The organism is Amycolatopsis halotolerans, from assembly GCF_042647905.1.
Classification (GTDB): Bacteria; Actinomycetota; Actinomycetes; order Mycobacteriales; family Pseudonocardiaceae; genus Amycolatopsis; species Amycolatopsis halotolerans.
Genome location: NZ_JBHRWI010000016.1, coordinates 151,360 through 166,608 on the forward strand (window position 1 = coordinate 151,360; position 15,249 = coordinate 166,608).

Below are 15,249 nucleotides of genomic sequence, written 5' to 3' on the forward strand. Positions count from 1 at the left end.
CCGTCGGTCATTCGGAACCCCGATGACCGTACTGACTGCCATTGCGAAAGCCGATAAGATGTGACGCATGCTGGATCCGCGGCTGTGCCGTTCTTTCCTTGCCGTGGCGGAAACTCGCAGCTTCACCGCGGCGGCGAGGCGCTTGGGTGTGGGGCAGCCCACAATCAGCCAGCACATCCGGCGGCTCGAGTCCGAGGCCGGCGGATTGCTGTTCGCCCGGGACACGCACGCGGTCGACCTGACCGCGCGCGGACAGGCGATGCTCGGGTTCGCGCAGACCATTGTGGACACCGAGGACCGCGCGGCCCGGCATTTCCGCGGCGCGCAGGTGCGCGGCCGGGTCCGGTTCGGCGTGTCCGAGGACTTCGCGCTCGGCGAGCTGCCGGAAATCCTGCGGCGGCTGCGGGAAAGCCATCCGCTGGTGGACGTGGAACTGCACGTGGAACTGTCCGATGTGCTCGCCCGCCGCATCGCCGACGGCCGCCTCGACCTGGTGCTCGGCAAACGCCGCCCGGGCGCGCCCGGCCCCGGACGGCTGCTGCGGCGGGAACCGCTGGTGTGGATCGGCTCGGCGGCGACGGACCTCACACCCGGCCAGCCGGTGCCGCTGGTGCAGTACCCGATGCCGTCGGTCACCCGGCAGCTGGCAGTGGAAACGCTGGAACGCGCGGGCCTGGAATGGCGGGCGGCCTGCCTGACGTCGAGCCTGACCGGCCTGCGCGCGGCGGCGGCCGCCGGGCTCGGGATCACGGTGCACGCGCGGAGCCTGGTGCCGTCCGATCTGGTCGAATTGCCCGCCGAACTCGGCCTTCCGGACCCCGGTGACGTCGATTTCATCCTGCTGTCGAAAGACGGCGGCGAAGGCCCGGCGGCGGCACTGGCGGAGTTCGTGGTGGCGCGGATCGGGTCAGCGCCGTCGTCGTTCGAGGGCTGACCGAAGCCGCAACAACGCCCGGTGCTGCGCCACGCGGACCGCGCCCGGCGTCGAGCTGACCGCTTCAGCCGCCTCCTCCGCGGAGAGCCCGACGACAACCCGCAGCAACACAATCTCCCGCTGCCGCTCCGGCAACAGCCGCAGCAACCGAGCCAGATGCCGATTCAGCTCAGCCCGCAACGCCCGTTCCTCCGGCCCGTCAGCAAGATCAACCGCCTCCGGCAACTCCGCCATAGCGTCAGTCCGGTTACGCGCGTGCGCCCGATGCGCGTCAGCCACCTTGTGCTGCGCGATCCCGTAAACGAAAGCGAGGAACGGCCGCCCCTGATGCCGATAGCCGGGCAGCGCGGTCAGCAACGCCAGGCAGACTTCCTGCGCCACATCGTCCGCCGACGAATACGCGTCGGCACCGCCTAACCGCGCCCGGCAGTAGCGCACGATCAGCGGCTGCACTGAGGCGAGCAGGTCCTGCGCCGCGTCCGGATCGCCTTCGACCGCGGCTCGCACCGGGCCGTCGAAGCTGAAGCGGCCTGCCGGTACCCGTGGTGCGGCCAAGGCGGTCGCCTCGGTTTTCACTCGGGTCAACGCTTCTTCGACGTCTAGCGCCGAGCGCAGCGCGCCGACCAATGCGGCGTCGGCCTCGCGCAGTGCGGTCATCAGGGCCTCCTCGCGCTCGGCCAGGCCGAGCCGGTGTTTCAGCCGTTCCCGGGCGTGCCGCAGGTTCGAGCGGACTGTGGTGCCCGCCATGCCGAGCGCTGCCGCGATCGCGGCGGGGGAGAACCCGTCGAGCGACCACGTCAGCACCGTGCGCTGGGTTTCCGGCAGCGTCGAGAGCAGTTCGACCCCGCGCGCGTTCCGCTCCACGACCGCGGCCAGCCGGTCGCCCGGCGGCTCCGCGGACGGGGCGCCGCCGTCGAACCACGTCTGCTCGGCGGCGAGCCGGACGGCGGTCAGCCGCACCGCCACGCGCGGGTCGCCCGGCGGCGGCCACGTCCCGGTTTCCTGGACGAACGCCTCCACCGCCACCTCGCGCGCGGTGCCCGGCCCGAGCCCGCCCGCGCACAGGAACGCCACGAGGCGAGGGAAATCGCCCCGGAAAAAGCCGTCGAACCCCGCCACGCGCACCCCCTCCCGAACCCGGACCCTGTCGAACAGGTGCGGTGGCGCGCCCGTGGGATGTAACGATCCGGTCACGGAAATGTGGTTAAGGGCGGGACGGGTGGGTACCTGCATCGAACGGGCAGTTCGCCCGAGACGGCGGCGGAAGGGGGAAACGGTGCGCGGAAAAGGAAATCCCGGACTCTTCGGCGTCGCCGGACGGCGGACGAGGGGGCCGTAGCACGCCCGGCGGCAACCGCGTCCGCGATGTGAGCTGAATCGAAATTTCGCGCGCGGACGGTGATCGGTGGTAACTTGGAAAGCCGGTCGTCCGCCGGGTCCTTCGCGGCCCGGGGCGGTTCGGCCGAAAAGCCCACCGAACACCCTCCGAAGGCATGGCTTGCCCGTGCGCGCGGAGAAGTCGGTTGACCACGGTTCGACAATGAGGACAGGAGGTGAAAAGCAACAATGGAACTCACGGCCACCAGCTGGCTCGCCCGCGCGGCGTGCCAGGACGAGGACCCGGAACTGTTCTTCCCGATTTCCGACATGGGTCCGGGGGCGCAGCAGGTCGCGAAGGCCAAGGCGGTCTGCGCGCGATGCCCGGTCCGCGCGGAATGCCTTTCCTATGCTCTCGACAACGGTCTCGGCAACGGGATCTTCGGGGGAACCACCGAGCTGGAGCGCCGGAAGCTGGTGCGAACCGGCTCCGCCGCCGCACGGCATCGAGTCGCCTGACCGCGAGCCGGTGACCATTTCCCGGCGGCGAGGGCGCTAGCAGTTTCCCCCACCACAACCGGCACGAAGCCCGGAACTCGGTGGTTGCGCCCGGGCGGCGATCGCATCAGCGGTCGCCGCCCGGGCGTTTTTTATTGCCGATCCGGCCGGAAGCAGGTGCGAACCGGTCAGCCGCCGATCCGCCCGAGGCGACCGGTTTCCGCCGTGGCGGTAGCCGGATCGGCAATCGTCGGCACAGTTTCTTCGAACGTTTCGGCGAGTCCGTACGGCGCCAATGCCGCTGTTTCGAACGCGGCCATCGCCGTGACCAGTCCGTTTCGCACGGTGAGCACGCAGACGCCGAAAGCGCGATAAACCGATTCGCCGGGCCGGCGCAGATATCCGGCGACGGCGGGCTGCCGGTTCGCCCGTACCGGCACCATCCGGAAACTGCCCCGGTAGTACGGCGAGGCGGGATCGAAACTCGGCCCGAGCGCGCCGAGAATCCGATCGCGACTGTCGAACCACAACGAGTACGGCGGCATCACCGCACGCGCGTCCTCGCTCAGCACCGCGGCCACGGCCCGCACGTCCGCCGATTCGTAGGCGGCGACGAACTTCCGCAGCAGTGCCGTTTCCTCGGCGGTCGTGCTGTCCGGGGCGGACCATTCGGCGCGCCGGGCGGGCAGCTTGGCGCGCAAGGTCTCCCTGCCCCGCTGCAGCGCGCTGTTCGCCGAGGCCACCGAAGTGCCCAGCAGTTCGGCAGTGTCCTTTGCGGACCAATCGAGCACGTCGCGAAGGATCAGCGCGGCGCGCTGCCGCGGCGGGAGCAACTGGATCGTGGCGAGGAACGCCAGTTCGATGGTTTCCCGTTCGACGACCGCGGCGCCGGTGTCGTCCGGCGCCGCGGGGTCGAGCAGCAGATCGGGAAACGGGCCGAGCCACGGCACGTCGAGCGCGGAGATCTCGCCCGCCGGGTCGGCCGCCGGACCCAGTTCGTCCGGCAGCGCGCGCCGCGGGCGCCGGGCGAGCGCGTCGAGGCAGACGTTCGTGGCGATCCGGTACAGCCACGTCCGCACGCTCGCCCGCCCGGCGAAGCCGCGGCGGCCTTTCCAGGCCCGGAGAAACGCCTCCTGGGTGAGGTCCTCGGCCTCCTCGAACGAACCGCTCATCCGGTAGCAGTGCACGCGGATCTCGCGCCGGTGCCGCATCAGGAGGGCGCTGAACTCCTCGTCGCTGGTCACCCGGGCAACGGTAGCTCGTGAGTGCTGATGCCGGGGAGAACCGGCATCGCGCCACTCGCGAGTCGTTTGGTAGCTGCGGGTTCTCTCCGCTCCCGTTGACTGTCCGTGAGGGGAACCCTGAGGGACTCTGAGTCCCTCAGGGTTCCCCTCACGGACGTGCCCGCAGGGCGGGACGAGGCCAGGCGAGCAGGGGAAGGCGTCGCGTTCCTTGTCATCGCGGCCGCTGCCGAGAAAACCCCGATGCGGCATTCGGGCAGCGGGGTCCGTAGGCAGCCGGAACACTATGCGCCCTAACCGGCAACGCCACTCACGAGACCGCTTCGTCCGCGAGCCGTTCCAGGCCGCTCTTCGTCTTGAGCGGCAAGTGCTTCAGGAACGCGACCGCGACCACCACGAGCAGCGCGATCGGCGCGCTGATCAGGAACAGATCGCTCGTCGCGGCGCCGTAAGCGTCCCGGATCACCGCCACGACCGGAGCGGGCAGCTGCGCCAGGTCAGGCACCTTCCCGCCACTGCCGGACCCGCTGGCCGCGGCGGGCCCGAGCCCGTCGGCGATGAGCGTGCCGACCCGGCTGGCCAGCACCGCGCCGAGCGCGCTCACGCCGATCGACCCGCCGAGGCTGCGGAAGAACGACAGCGTCGAGGTCGCCGCGCCCAGATCGGCGGCGGGCACGTCGTTCTGCGTCACCAGCACGAGGTTCTGGTTGAGCATGCCCACGCCGACGCCGAGCACCAGCATGAACAGGCTCAGTTCCAGCAGCGAGGTGTGCGCGTCGATCAGCCCGAGCAGGCCGAGCCCCGCCGCCATCAGCACCGCGCCGAGCAGCAGGAACGGCTTCCACTTGCCGGTGCGGCTGATCAGCTGGCCGGACACGGTGGACGACACCAGCAGCCCGAAGATCATCGGCAGGCTCATCAGCCCGGCCACCGTCGGCGATTTGCCGAGCGCCAGCTGGAAATACTGGGACAGGAACACGGTGCCGCCGAACATCGCGACGCCGACCAGGAAGCTCGCGACGGTGGCGAGCGTGACCGTGCGGTTGCGGAACAGCGCCAGCGGCACGACCGGCTCGCGCACCTTCGACTCCACCCACACCGCGAGCACCAGCACGAGCACACCGGCGGGCACGAGCACCGCGGTCTGCCAGGAACCCCACTCGAAAGTCGAACCGGCCAGCGACGACCACACCAGCAGCGTCGAAACGCCGAGCATGATCAGGAACGCGCCGAGGTAGTCGACGTGCACTTCCCGGCGCAGCGTCGGCAGGTCCAAAGTGCGCTGCAGCAACAGGATCGCCGCGATCGCGAACGGCACGCCGAGGAAGAAGCACCAGCGCCAGCCGAGCCACGAGGTGTCCACCAGCACGCCGCCGATCAGCGGGCCCGCGACCGTGCCGACGGCGAAGACCGCGCCGAAGACGCCGGAGAACTTGCCCAGCTCGCGCGGCGAAACGATGGCCGCCATGATCACCTGCGCGAGCGCGGTGAGCCCGCCGCCGCCGATGCCCTGGGCGATCCGGCTGAGGATCAGGATGTCGATGTTCTGCGCGAACCCGGCCACTAGCGAGCCGACCACGAACAGCCCGAGCGAGAGCTGGATCAGCAGTTTCTTGTTGTACAGGTCGGAAAGCTTGCCCCAGAGCGGGACGGTCGCGGTCATCGCGAGCAGTTCGGTGGTGACGACCCAGGTGTAGGACGACTGGCTGCCGCCCAGCTCGGACACGATCCGCGGCAGGGCGTTCGCGACCACAGTGGACGCGAGGATGGCGACGAAAATGCCCATCATCAGGCCGGACATCGCCTGCAGCACTTGGCGGTGGCTCATCGCCGGGGAAGCCGCGGGCGGTTCCGCGGTGGACAGGGACATGACAGTCCTTTCCGGACTACGAAGGGTTTCAGCGAGGGTCGGGCAGGCCGGCGGCAGCGGTGGCGGCGGCCTCGTCGAAGATTTCGAGCAGCGGCTGGGCCCCGTCGCGGGCGGCCCAGCGGCTGAGCGAGGTGTTGAGCACTCCGCCGGCCACCGCGAGCAGCAGCGACGGGAACAGGTCGTTCTCCGCGTCGGTGCCGCTGCGCTGGGCGATCGCGGCGATCATCGGATCGCGCGAGCCGGAGTTGAGCACGGTCGCCCGGATGAGCAGCGACGGATCGCCGTGGATGATGCGCAACCGGGTCAGCCATTCGTCGCGGTCCCGCTCGACGTCCGCGAGGTCCTCCCGGACGGTCGCGATGAACGCCGGAAAGGCGTCGATCCCGTCCGGCTGCGCCACGAACCGGGCGATCGTCTGCGCGGCCCGCTCCGCGTGGTCGGCATACGCGAGGAGCACGGCGTCTTCTTTGACCGCGAAGTAGTTGAAGAACGTGCGCGCCGACACGCCTGCTTCGGCGGCGATGTCGTCGACGGTGACCTGGTCCAAACCACGTTCGTCGATCAGCCGAAGCGCCGCGAGAGCGATGGTGCGGTGGGTTTCGAGCTTCTTGCGCTCGCGAAGGCCGGGAGTGGGCACCGGATCAGCGTAGCGAGATCTTGCAGAGTCTGCAAAGTTGCAGTTTGTGAATCAGGGCACCTCGTGCCGGGCTCAGGGGTAGCTGGGAAGGTCGACGGCTTCCGCGGGCGGGCTGGCGAACCGGGCCGTGACGCGGCTGATCCTGGGATGGGCGGCGAGGCCGGCGACGGTGGTGAGGAGCCGGATGCCGGCGCGGGTTTTCGGGGCGGCCACCCGCGGTGCGAACCAGGAGACGCGCTGGGCCTGGGCGACGTAGGGCCGCATGATGGTTTCGTAGCAGCGGAAGGCGTCGTGGTGGGCCGAGTGGCGGCTGAGTTCTCCGGCGAGGACGTAAGCGCCGACGAGGGCGAGGCTGGTGCCCATGCCGCTGAGCGGGGAGGCGCAGTAAGCGGCGTCGCCGACGGCGGCGATCCGGCCGCGCGACCAGTGCTCCAGGCGCAGCTGCCCGACGGATTCGAAGGAGAAGTCCGGGGAATCGCCCATCGCCTCGAGCACGCGCGGGGCTTCCCAGCCGGCGTCGGCGTAGTGGCAGCGCAGAAAATCCTGCTGTGCCGGGGCTTGCAGCCGGTCGAGCCCGGGACGCGGGTGCAGGAAGGACAGCGTGGCGCGGGTGGTGCCCTGGTTGTCGGGGCGCAGGAGGACGACGCGGCGGCCGGGGACGTTGTGCCAGCGGGCCCAGCGGCCGTCGGATTCGGTGCGGGGAATGGTGAAGTACGCGGTGTAGAGGCCGAACGACCGGACGCGGGCGAGGTCCGCGAAGACGAGGTCCCGGGTGCGCGAGCGAAAGCCGTCGGCGAGGACGACGAGGTCGAATCGCTGATCGGGGCCGGTGCGGAAGGTGACGTCCACGCCGTCGCCGGTGTCGGACAGGCCGGTGATCTCGTCGCCGAAGACGTACCGGGTGTCGTCGTGGGTGTGCCGGTAAAGCAGGTCGGCGAGTTCGCCGCGCAGGAGCTCCAGTTCGGTGATGAACCCGTCGCCGTCGAGGGCGTCGCTGCCGAAGGACGCGCGGACCCGGCCGCGGTCGTCGACGAAACGCAGTCCCTCCTCGTGCGTGCCGCGGTCGCGGGCGGCCTGTTCGAGGCCCATGCGTTCGATGACGGTGCGGCCGGCGCCGCGCAGGTCGACGGTCTGCCCGCCGAGCCGGAGTTCCGGCGCGCGCTCGACCACGGTCGCGGTCATGCCGTGCCGGTGGAGCCAGTAGGCCAGTGCGGGTCCGGCGATGCTGGCTCCGGAGATCAAAACGTTGCGGGACAAGGGATCCTCCCCTTAAGAAGTGGTGCGGGCGGCCGGTGCGGCGCTCTCCGGGGTCGTGGGTTCGTCGGGACGGGCGCGACGGGGGAACAGCGGCGAGATGAGCAGGAACAGCGCGATGACGATCGCCTGGACCACGAGGGCGTCGCGGAAGCTTTCGGTGACCTGGCCGGTGAGCGCACCGGCGAAGAACACCGTGCTGAACACCGCGACGCCGACCGAACCGCCGATCGACTGGACCGCGGACAGGACACCGGAGGCGGAGCCGACCTCGTCGTCGGCGACGGCGCCGAGCACGGTGTTGAACACCGCGGCGATCACGATGCCCGCGCCGATGCCGGCGACGGCGCTGCCGGGCACGATCTGCCAGATCGTGAAACCGCTGGTGTCGGCGAGGGAAAGCCACAGCCAGGCGATCCCGGCGAACTGGACGACGGCCCCGGCTTGGAGCACGCGGCGGCCGAGTTTGGCGGCGAGCAGCCCGCCGCTGATGGTGCCGCCGACGGCGGTGCCCAGTGCGACCGGGAGGTTGCCCAGCCCGGCCTGTCCGGCGGTGAAGCCGTGGCCGAGCTGCAGGAAGAACGTGAGTACCAGCTGGGTGCCGATCAGCCCGCCGAAGAACAGCGCGACCGCGACCAGCCCGACGGTGAACGCGGACTTGCCGAACAGGCTCGGGGTGACCAGCGGCGTCCGGCCCTGGCGCACGGTGCGGCGTTGCCACAGCGCGAATCCCGCGTAGCCGATCGCCGCGGCGGACAGCGACAGCCACGTCCACAGGGGCCACCCCGAGGACTGCCCCTCGTTGAGCGGGAGAACCAGCAAGGCCGACGCGGCGGCGACGAGCCCGGCCCCGACAACGTCCACGCGCAACGTCCTGGTTCCGCTGCCGCGAGGCACCAGCCGCCAGGCCAGCGCCCATGCGGCGAGGCCGACCGGGACGTTGACCAGGAACACCAGCCGCCAGCCGAGGCCGAACAGGTCCCAGTCGACCAGTGCGCCGCCCAGCACCGGGCCGAGCACGCCGCCGAGACCGAGCACCGGACCGAACACGGCGAGAGCTTTCGTGAGCTGCCGGGGAGCGAGGTTGTCGCGCAGGATGCCGAGGCCCTGCGGCAGCATCATCGCCCCGGCCACACCATGGACCAGCCGGAAAGCGATCAGCGGGCCGACGCCCGGCGCGGCCGCGCACAGCAGCGACGCGAGCGCGAAAGCGGCGAGTCCGGCCAGGAACACGGGACGGCGGCCGTAGCGGTCGCCGAGCCGCCCGCCCAGCACGAGGCCCGCGCCGAGCGTCAGGGCGTAGCCGCCGATGACCCACTGCAGCCCGACCGGGCTCGTCCCCAGCGACCGCTCCAGCGACGGCCCCGCCACGTTGACGATCGTCGAGTCGAGCAAGTCCATCAACTCGACCACGAGCACGGCGGCCAGCAGCCACCCCATCGCCCGCGGCGCGGCATTCTTCTCGGGTACGGACACGGTTCTCTCCGAATTCTGGTGCTGGCGCTCGTTTTCCGGGCGCGTTCGTACGCCGGGCGGGCATTCGTGCGGAACGAACGCGCCCGGTGGGGGCAGGTGACGGTCAGCCCTGGGGGAAGGAATCCGCGGTGTCGGTGTAGATCCGCACGACCCCGGCCAGGAACGCCTTGACGACGTCCCGGTCGCCGGGGCGCAGCGCCTCGACGAGGCCCTCCACGCCGTGCAGCAGCGGGTGCAGGTGGCCGAAGAGCCGCTCCATCGACTCCGCGACCGGCTCGACCAGCACCTTGCGGCGATCGGTGGTGTGCGGGCGGCGGACGACGTGCCCGGCCTTCTCGAGCCGGTCCACGATGTGCGTGCTCGCCGCGGTCGAGACCCGCAGCCGGTCGGCGAGGTCCTTCGCCGTCAGCGGGCCGTCGGTGGCGAGGTGCTCCAGCGCCGCCAGGTCCGTGGCGTTGATCCCCAGCGCTCCGCTCAGCCGTTGTTCGATCACCCGCGTCAAGGTTCCTACCTCTTGCAGGCGCTCCATCACCGCGTTGCCCACGCCGGGGGATTCGGTTCGCCGCGAGCCGCGGGCTGAGGACGTCATGGAAAGAAGACTACTAGATAAGTAACTAACCAAGTTAGCGAAATGATGTGACGAGCGGCACCGGGCCGTCGAGAGCGGGTTCCGGGTCGGCCGCGGCAGCGACGGCGCGGCTGGCAGACTCACCGGTCGTGAGCGGAACGGTGCTGGTGTTGGGCGGACGCAGCGAAATCGGGACGGCGGTGGCCGTCCGGCTGGCGCGCGGGGGTGCGAAGCGGTTCGTGCTCGCCGCGAGGCCGGGCGCGGACCTCGCGGCGCAGACCGCCGAACTGCGCGAGGCAGGCGCGGAGACCGTCGCGACTGAGGGCTTCGACGCCGACGACCTCTCCGCGCACCGCCCGCTGCTCAATCGCGTCATCAAGGAACACGGCCCGCTCGAGACGGTCGTGCTGGCTTTCGGCATTCTCGGCGACCAAGCCCGCGCGGAAACCGACGCCGCGCACGCCACCGCGATCGTGCACACCGATTACGTCGCCCAGGTCTCGGTGCTCACTCACACGGCGGAACTGTTGCGTACTCAGGGTTCCGGGAACCTGGTCGTCTTCTCGTCGGTCGCCGGGATTCGCGTGCGACGGGCGAATTACGTGTACGGCTCGGCGAAAGCCGGACTCGACGGGTTCGCTTCGGGCCTCTCCGACGCGCTGCACGGCACCGGCGTGCACCTGCTGCTCGTGCGGCCGGGTTTCGTGATCGGCCGGATGACCGAGGGAATGTCGCCCGCGCCGTTCTCCAGTACCGCCGATCAGGTTGCCGACGCGACTGTTTCCGCCTTGCGCCGCCGGCGTGAAGTGGTGTGGGTGCCGGGGCTGTTGCGCTTGGTGTTCGCGGCGATGCGGTTCGTGCCGCGCGCGGTGTGGCGGCGGATGCCGCGCTGAACTCCCTGTGCCCGAAGGGATACCGGCTGTCGCCGCGCGCTCGGCCGAACGGGCAGCATCACATCTTCGCGACAGGTTTCTCAGGCTATTCCCAGCTAACGCGGTGATCCTCGGACGCGGGGGTCGAAATCCGTCCCCGGGGAAGCGAGGAACCGGCCGTGCTGATCACGTCCCGGGGCCGCCGGATCGGCGGCCGGGCAGTACTGGGGGTGGTGTCCACCCTGGTGCTGGGCGCCACCGGATTCGCGTGGTCGCAGTTGCACCGGCTCGACACCAGTCTCGTCACCGCCGACGTCATCCCGCCCTCGGCGCAGGTTCCGGACACTCCGGCCGGGGAACCGCTCACCGTCGCGCAGAACATCTTGTTGGTAGGTCTCGATTCCCGCACCAAACCGGACGGGACGCCGTTGTCGCAGAACGTGCTCGACGCGCTGCACGCGGGCAGCGGGGACGACGGCGGCAACACCACGGACACGATGATCGTGGTGCACGTCCCGGTCGGCGGGGCGGCGGCCACCGCGATTTCGATCCCACGCGATTCCTATGTGGACATTCCGGGTTACGGCAAGCACAAGATCAATTCGGCGTACAGTCGTGCCCGGGCCGATCAGCGGGGAAAGCTTGCCCAGCAAGGAATGAGCGGCCCGCAGCTGGAGGTGGCGGCCGACGCGGCCGGTGCGAAGTCGGCCATCGCCGCGGTGCAAAAGCTCACCGGGCTCACTATCAATCACTACGCCGCGGTCAATCTCTCGGGGTTCGCCGCGCTCAGCCAAGCGGTCGGCGGCGTCCAGGTGTGTCTGAAAGCGCCGGTGAACGATTCCTTCTCCGGTGCGAATTTCCCCGCCGGAGTGCAGACGATCTCGGGTACGCAGGCGCTCGCATTCGTGCGACAGCGGCACGGCCTCCCGAACGGCGACCTGGACCGGATCGCGCGGCAGCAGGCGTTCATGTCGGCGATGGCGAAAACTGTCCTCGGCTCCGGCACCTTCACCGATCCCTCACGGCTTTCGTCCCTTGTGGACGCTTTGGAAGGTTCGGTCACCCTTGACCACGGCTGGAACCTGCTGAGCTTCGCCGAGCAATTGCACGGCCTCAGCTCGGGCGCGATCGCGTTCGGCACGATTCCGGTGCAGAGCCTGTCGCTGGCCACTCCGGCCGACGGGGACGCGGTGAAGGTGGATCCGGCGCAGGTGAAGCAGTTCGTACAGACCCAGATCAGCTCGCCGGACGTCTCGGCCTCCGGGGGAACATCCGACCCGGGCACCGTCCACCCGTCGTCGAGCGGCGGCGCGGTGCGGCCGATCGCGGAGACCACGACGCCCACTCCTCCGGCGGGCACCCCGGCGCAGCCGAAGATGACGACCGCCAGCGGGTGCGTGAACTAGGCCAGCGGCAGCGTGATGGTGAACGCGGCCCCGCCTTCGGGAGCCGGTCCGGCCGTCAGGGTCCCGCCCATCCGCGTCACCAGCCCGTGCGCCAGCGCCAGGCCGATGCCGGAGCCGACCGGGCGGCTGTCGCGGTACCGGGCATTGAGGACGCCGCGTTCGAAAGCCACCGGATAGTCTTCGGCTGAGAGTCCCGGACCGCCGTCCCGGACCGACAGGTGCGCGTGGCCGTCCGCGACCGTCAGCGCGAATACCATCGGCGCACCGGCGGGCGTGACGCGCAAAGCGTTCTCCGCCAAGCCGTCCACGACCTGGTGCAGCCGCCGGGCGTCGGCGGTCACCATGGCGGTTCCCGGGGGAGACTGCACGGTCAGCGGGACGTCCGAGCGGGCACAGCGCAGCTGCCACACCTCCGCGCAGTCCCGGACGAGTGCGGCGAAGTCGAAAACGTCCAGGTCGAGCTGGAATTCGTCGGCCCCGAGGCGGGCGAGTTCGAGCAGATCGGACACGAGCCGTTCCAGGCGTTGCGCCTCGCGGTGGATCGTCTCGCCGGCGCGCCGGGCATCCGGGCCTTCGGCGACTCCGTCGGCGATCGCCTCGGCGAAACCGGTCACGGCGGTCAGCGGGGTGCGAAGTTCGTGTGACACCGACAGCAGGAATTCCCGTTGGCGGGCTTCGCTCCTGGCCAGCGCGTCGGCGAGTTCGTTCAGCGAGCCAGCGACTTGCGCGACTTCGGCAGGGCCTTCGACCGGCACCCGGACGTCGCGTCGACCGGCGCTGAGACTGCCCGCGGCGGCGGCCGCGCGGCGGAGCGGGCGGCCGAGCAATCGTCCGGAGACGTATCCGGCGACGGCGGCGACCAAAAGCCCGATGCCGAGTGCGAGGAGGATGTTGCGCAGCAAAGCATGTTGGGTCGCCTCGGCACTGCGCACGGGCTGCACGAGCGCGAACGCGGCCTGCGGACCGACCGAGCGCACTTCCACGAGGTAATCGACAGCGCCGATCGCGACCCGCGTCGAATGGTCCTTTCCGGACGTCAGCCCGGCCCGTTCCGCCGCGCGCACCGCGATCGCCTGGCCGGAATTCTGGCCGTTGTCCCGGTGCACGACGACCTCGATGCCTTGCCCCCGCACGACCGCGGCCGCCTTGCCGATCGCGAGCCGGTTGCCGATGCCGTTGCCGGTGCTGTCGAGCTGTCCGGCGACGACGTCCGCCTGATCCCGCAACGACTGCTGCAGCACCGAATCGGCGGTGTTGCGGACCAGCCGGGACGCGACCAGTCCAGCCACCAGCACCGCGATTCCGGCGACGGCCAGGCACACCACGGTGATCCGGAGCGCGAGCGTGGTCTTCATCCGCCGTCCGCCGCGTACCCGATGCCCCGGACTGTCCGGATTGGACTGTCCTCGCCGAGTTTCGCCCGCAGCTGCGCGACATGCACGTCGACGGTGCGGGTCCCGGCCGCGGCGGCGTAACCCCAGACCGCGCTGAGCAGCTGATCGCGCGACAGGACCTGGCCGGGATGACGCAGCAGGTAGGCGAGCAGATCGAATTCGGTGGAGGTGAGCGTGACCTCGGCTTCGCCTGCCCAAGCACGACGGCCGGGCACGTCGATGCGCACGCCGCCGCAAGCGAGTGTCGTGGCTGGACTGCCGGACGCACGGCGCAGCACAGTTCGTACGCGGGCAGCGAGTTCGCGAGGGCTGAACGGCTTGGTGAGATAGTCGTCCGCGCCGATCTCGAGGCCCAGCAAACGATCCAGCTCGTCATCGCGGGCGGTCACGAACAGCACCGGCGTCCAGTCGCCCGCCGCGCGCAGTGCCCGGCAGATCTCAATACCGTCCATTCCGGACAGTCCAATGTCGAGCACCACGGCGACCGGCCGCGACCGGCGGATCGCCGCGAGCGCCTTCGCGCCGTCCGGCTCGACCTCCACCCCGAACCCGTCGCGCCGCAGGTAAAGCGCGGCGAGCTCGGCGATCGCGGTCTCGTCCTCCACGACGAGGACGAGACCGCGGCCAGCTGACCCCATGCGGGCTCCCGTTCCTCCGGCCGGCTACGTCGGGGGCAACGGTACGCGGGTCACCGCGACCCGTCGCCCGCCATGTCGGACTGGATCGAGTCCAGCGTGGACTGGATGCCGCTCAGATCGCCGTTCGGCGCCGCCCCCGACGACGGCACCGAACCGTTGTCGCACGCCGCGCAGCCGAGCCCGACGACGACAGCCGCGGCAGCGACCGCGATCAGCCGCTTCACTTGGGCGCCTGGCAATGCGCGGCGGTGAACGCGTCGAGCTGTTTCGTCGCGTTGGTCAGCTCGCCGATCCGGCTCTGCCGCTTGTCCGCCCGCTTCTGCAGCCGGTCGGCCTGCGCGGTGTGCCCCTTGGTGCGGGCGTCGTTCGCGCGCGCCTTGAGATTGGCGACCGACCCGGAGACCTCCGGTCCGCCGTTGATCCGGTTGGTCAGGTTCTGGGCCTGCTTGTGCAGTTTCGGCACCCAGGCCGTGCACATCTGCTGCACTTCTTGCGGGCTCAGCGTGACCGGCGCCGGAGCCGGAGCCTGCGTGTCCGCGCTGGCGATCGGCGCGGCCACGAGCAGCCCGGCCGCGATCCCGCAGCCCGCCAGTGCCAGCCGCCTCGTTCCTCGCATCGTTCTCGTCCTCCTGTGTCGGTGTTCCCGATGCCCACCGTCGCGTGCGGGTGTACGGGGGGTGTGGGACGAATGTTCGGGTTCGGTAAAGCCTGCTGACCCGGGGGAGTGTTACTCTCTTGCGGAGAGTGAGGAGGCCGCCGTGCTGGGAAATCCGTACGACCGCGACTGCCCGACGCGCCAGCTGCTCGACCGGATCGGCGACCAGTGGACGGTGCTGATCGTCGGAGCCCTGGTGGACGGCCCGCTGCGGTTCACCGAGATCGGCAAGCGCGTCGAGGGAATCTCGCAAAAGGTCCTGACGCAGACCCTGCGCAGCCTGGTCCGCGACGGCATCCTGATCCGCACGGCGTACCCGGTGATCCCGCCGAAGGTCGAGTACGAGCTGACCCAGCTGGGCCGCAACCTCGCCGAACCGCTCGAACTGCTGGACCGCTGGGCCCGCCGGAACATGGACCAGGTGACGGCCGCGCGGGCGGCTTACGACGCGGAGAACGCCGCTACTGCCTCATGAGTGGCGATCGCGGT

Annotated in this window: 16 protein-coding genes and 1 pseudogene; 5 read left to right on the forward strand and 12 right to left on the reverse strand. The window is 70.4% G+C overall.

Annotated elements, in window-relative coordinates:
* Positions 1–67: 67 nt before the first annotated feature.
* On the forward strand, positions 68–934 hold the full coding sequence (locus tag ACFORO_RS13005; RefSeq protein ID WP_377869888.1) for a LysR substrate-binding domain-containing protein: 867 nt from the start codon (positions 68–70) through the stop codon (positions 932–934).
* Here ACFORO_RS13005 and shbA read toward each other — a convergent pair.
* Both shbA and ACFORO_RS13015 read right to left on the reverse strand, forming a co-directional pair.
* A complete protein-coding gene (gene shbA, locus ACFORO_RS13010) occupies positions 908–1,591 on the reverse strand; it encodes an RNA polymerase sigma factor ShbA (protein ID WP_354746867.1) in 684 nt (227 codons plus the stop codon). The genes ACFORO_RS13005 and shbA overlap by 27 nt on opposite strands.
* Positions 1,592–1,642: 51 nt before the next feature.
* Positions 1,643–2,167 (reverse strand): annotated as a pseudogene (locus tag ACFORO_RS13015) (sigma factor-like helix-turn-helix DNA-binding protein); the annotation flags it as partial.
* 333 nt (positions 2,168–2,500) lie between these two features.
* Between ACFORO_RS13015 and ACFORO_RS13020 the strand changes: the two are divergent.
* Complete coding sequence (locus ACFORO_RS13020) at positions 2,501–2,770, forward strand: WhiB family transcriptional regulator (RefSeq protein WP_037812602.1); 270 nt, start codon at positions 2,501–2,503, stop codon at positions 2,768–2,770.
* A 167-nt stretch (positions 2,771–2,937) separates the two neighbouring features.
* Here the strand turns inward: ACFORO_RS13020 and ACFORO_RS13025 are convergent, their stop codons facing one another.
* From ACFORO_RS13025 to ACFORO_RS13050, 6 genes are all read right to left on the reverse strand, one after another.
* Complete coding sequence (locus ACFORO_RS13025; RefSeq protein WP_377896554.1) at positions 2,938–4,242, reverse strand: RNA polymerase subunit sigma-70; 1,305 nt, start codon at positions 4,240–4,242, stop codon at positions 2,938–2,940.
* 58 nt (positions 4,243–4,300) lie between these two features.
* Positions 4,301–5,860, reverse strand: a complete 1,560-nt coding sequence (locus ACFORO_RS13030) for an MDR family MFS transporter (RefSeq protein ID WP_377869886.1) — start codon at positions 5,858–5,860, stop codon at positions 4,301–4,303.
* 28 nt (positions 5,861–5,888) lie between these two features.
* The gene (locus ACFORO_RS13035; protein WP_354746744.1) at positions 5,889–6,497 is read right to left on the reverse strand and encodes a TetR/AcrR family transcriptional regulator; all 609 of its coding nucleotides are present in this window, start codon (positions 6,495–6,497) and stop codon (positions 5,889–5,891) included.
* Between the two features lie 72 nt (positions 6,498–6,569).
* Entirely contained in the window at positions 6,570–7,754 is a 1,185-nt protein-coding gene (locus ACFORO_RS13040) for an FAD-dependent monooxygenase (RefSeq protein ID WP_377896555.1), read from the reverse strand.
* Between the two features lie 12 nt (positions 7,755–7,766).
* On the reverse strand, positions 7,767–9,227 hold the full coding sequence (locus ACFORO_RS13045) for an MFS transporter (protein ID WP_377869884.1): 1,461 nt from the start codon (positions 9,225–9,227) through the stop codon (positions 7,767–7,769).
* 103 nt (positions 9,228–9,330) lie between these two features.
* On the reverse strand, positions 9,331–9,816 hold the full coding sequence (locus ACFORO_RS13050; RefSeq protein WP_377869883.1) for a MarR family winged helix-turn-helix transcriptional regulator: 486 nt from the start codon (positions 9,814–9,816) through the stop codon (positions 9,331–9,333).
* Positions 9,817–9,944: 128 nt separating this feature from the next.
* On the opposite strand from ACFORO_RS13050, the gene ACFORO_RS13055 reads away from it, so the two are divergent.
* Positions 9,945–10,688 (forward strand): SDR family NAD(P)-dependent oxidoreductase, encoded by a 744-nt coding sequence (locus tag ACFORO_RS13055; protein WP_377869882.1) that lies wholly within the window; start codon positions 9,945–9,947, stop codon positions 10,686–10,688.
* Between the two features lie 158 nt (positions 10,689–10,846).
* Positions 10,847–12,073 carry an LCP family protein gene (locus ACFORO_RS13060; RefSeq protein ID WP_377869881.1) on the forward strand — a complete coding sequence of 409 codons (1,227 nt, stop codon included), beginning with the start codon at positions 10,847–10,849 and terminating at the stop codon, positions 12,071–12,073.
* Here ACFORO_RS13060 and ACFORO_RS13065 read toward each other — a convergent pair.
* Genes ACFORO_RS13065 through ACFORO_RS13080 form a run of 4 tightly spaced genes read right to left on the reverse strand, consistent with a single transcriptional unit; the run spans position 12,070 to position 14,721 of the window.
* Positions 12,070–13,428 carry a sensor histidine kinase gene (locus ACFORO_RS13065; RefSeq protein WP_377869880.1) on the reverse strand — a complete coding sequence of 453 codons (1,359 nt, stop codon included), beginning with the start codon at positions 13,426–13,428 and terminating at the stop codon, positions 12,070–12,072. The two genes, ACFORO_RS13060 and ACFORO_RS13065, sit on opposite strands and share 4 nt — an antisense overlap.
* On the reverse strand, positions 13,425–14,105 hold the full coding sequence (locus tag ACFORO_RS13070) for a winged helix-turn-helix domain-containing protein (protein ID WP_377869879.1): 681 nt from the start codon (positions 14,103–14,105) through the stop codon (positions 13,425–13,427). Before ACFORO_RS13070 ends, ACFORO_RS13065 begins: the two co-directional genes overlap by 4 nt.
* A gap of 50 nt (positions 14,106–14,155) precedes the next feature.
* Positions 14,156–14,329 (reverse strand): hypothetical protein, encoded by a 174-nt coding sequence (locus ACFORO_RS13075; RefSeq protein ID WP_377869878.1) that lies wholly within the window; start codon positions 14,327–14,329, stop codon positions 14,156–14,158.
* Positions 14,326–14,721 carry a hypothetical protein gene (locus ACFORO_RS13080; protein WP_377869877.1) on the reverse strand — a complete coding sequence of 132 codons (396 nt, stop codon included), beginning with the start codon at positions 14,719–14,721 and terminating at the stop codon, positions 14,326–14,328. Before ACFORO_RS13080 ends, ACFORO_RS13075 begins: the two co-directional genes overlap by 4 nt.
* 142 nt (positions 14,722–14,863) lie before the next feature.
* Between ACFORO_RS13080 and ACFORO_RS13085 the strand changes: the two genes are divergently transcribed.
* On the forward strand, positions 14,864–15,235 hold the full coding sequence (locus ACFORO_RS13085; protein WP_344284560.1) for a winged helix-turn-helix transcriptional regulator: 372 nt from the start codon (positions 14,864–14,866) through the stop codon (positions 15,233–15,235).
* Positions 15,236–15,249: the final 14 nt, after the last annotated feature.

Excerpts from the sequence above, each read along its gene's own strand:
- ACFORO_RS13005 (WP_377869888.1), top strand. The coding sequence starts at position 68 with ATGCTGGATCCGCGGCTGTGCCGTTCTTTCCTTGCCGTGGCGGAAACT.
- shbA (WP_354746867.1), bottom strand. The coding sequence starts at position 1,591 with ATGACCGCACTGCGCGAGGCCGACGCCGCATTGGTCGGCGCGCTGCGC.
- ACFORO_RS13020 (WP_037812602.1), top strand. The coding sequence starts at position 2,501 with ATGGAACTCACGGCCACCAGCTGGCTCGCCCGCGCGGCGTGCCAGGAC.
- ACFORO_RS13025 (WP_377896554.1), bottom strand. The coding sequence starts at position 4,242 with ATGCCGCATCGGGGTTTTCTCGGCAGCGGCCGCGATGACAAGGAACGC.
- ACFORO_RS13030 (WP_377869886.1), bottom strand. The coding sequence starts at position 5,860 with ATGTCCCTGTCCACCGCGGAACCGCCCGCGGCTTCCCCGGCGATGAGC.
- ACFORO_RS13050 (WP_377869883.1), bottom strand. The coding sequence starts at position 9,816 with ATGACGTCCTCAGCCCGCGGCTCGCGGCGAACCGAATCCCCCGGCGTG.
- ACFORO_RS13065 (WP_377869880.1), bottom strand. The coding sequence starts at position 13,428 with ATGAAGACCACGCTCGCGCTCCGGATCACCGTGGTGTGCCTGGCCGTC.
- ACFORO_RS13070 (WP_377869879.1), bottom strand. The coding sequence starts at position 14,105 with ATGGGGTCAGCTGGCCGCGGTCTCGTCCTCGTCGTGGAGGACGAGACC.
- ACFORO_RS13080 (WP_377869877.1), bottom strand. The coding sequence starts at position 14,721 with ATGCGAGGAACGAGGCGGCTGGCACTGGCGGGCTGCGGGATCGCGGCC.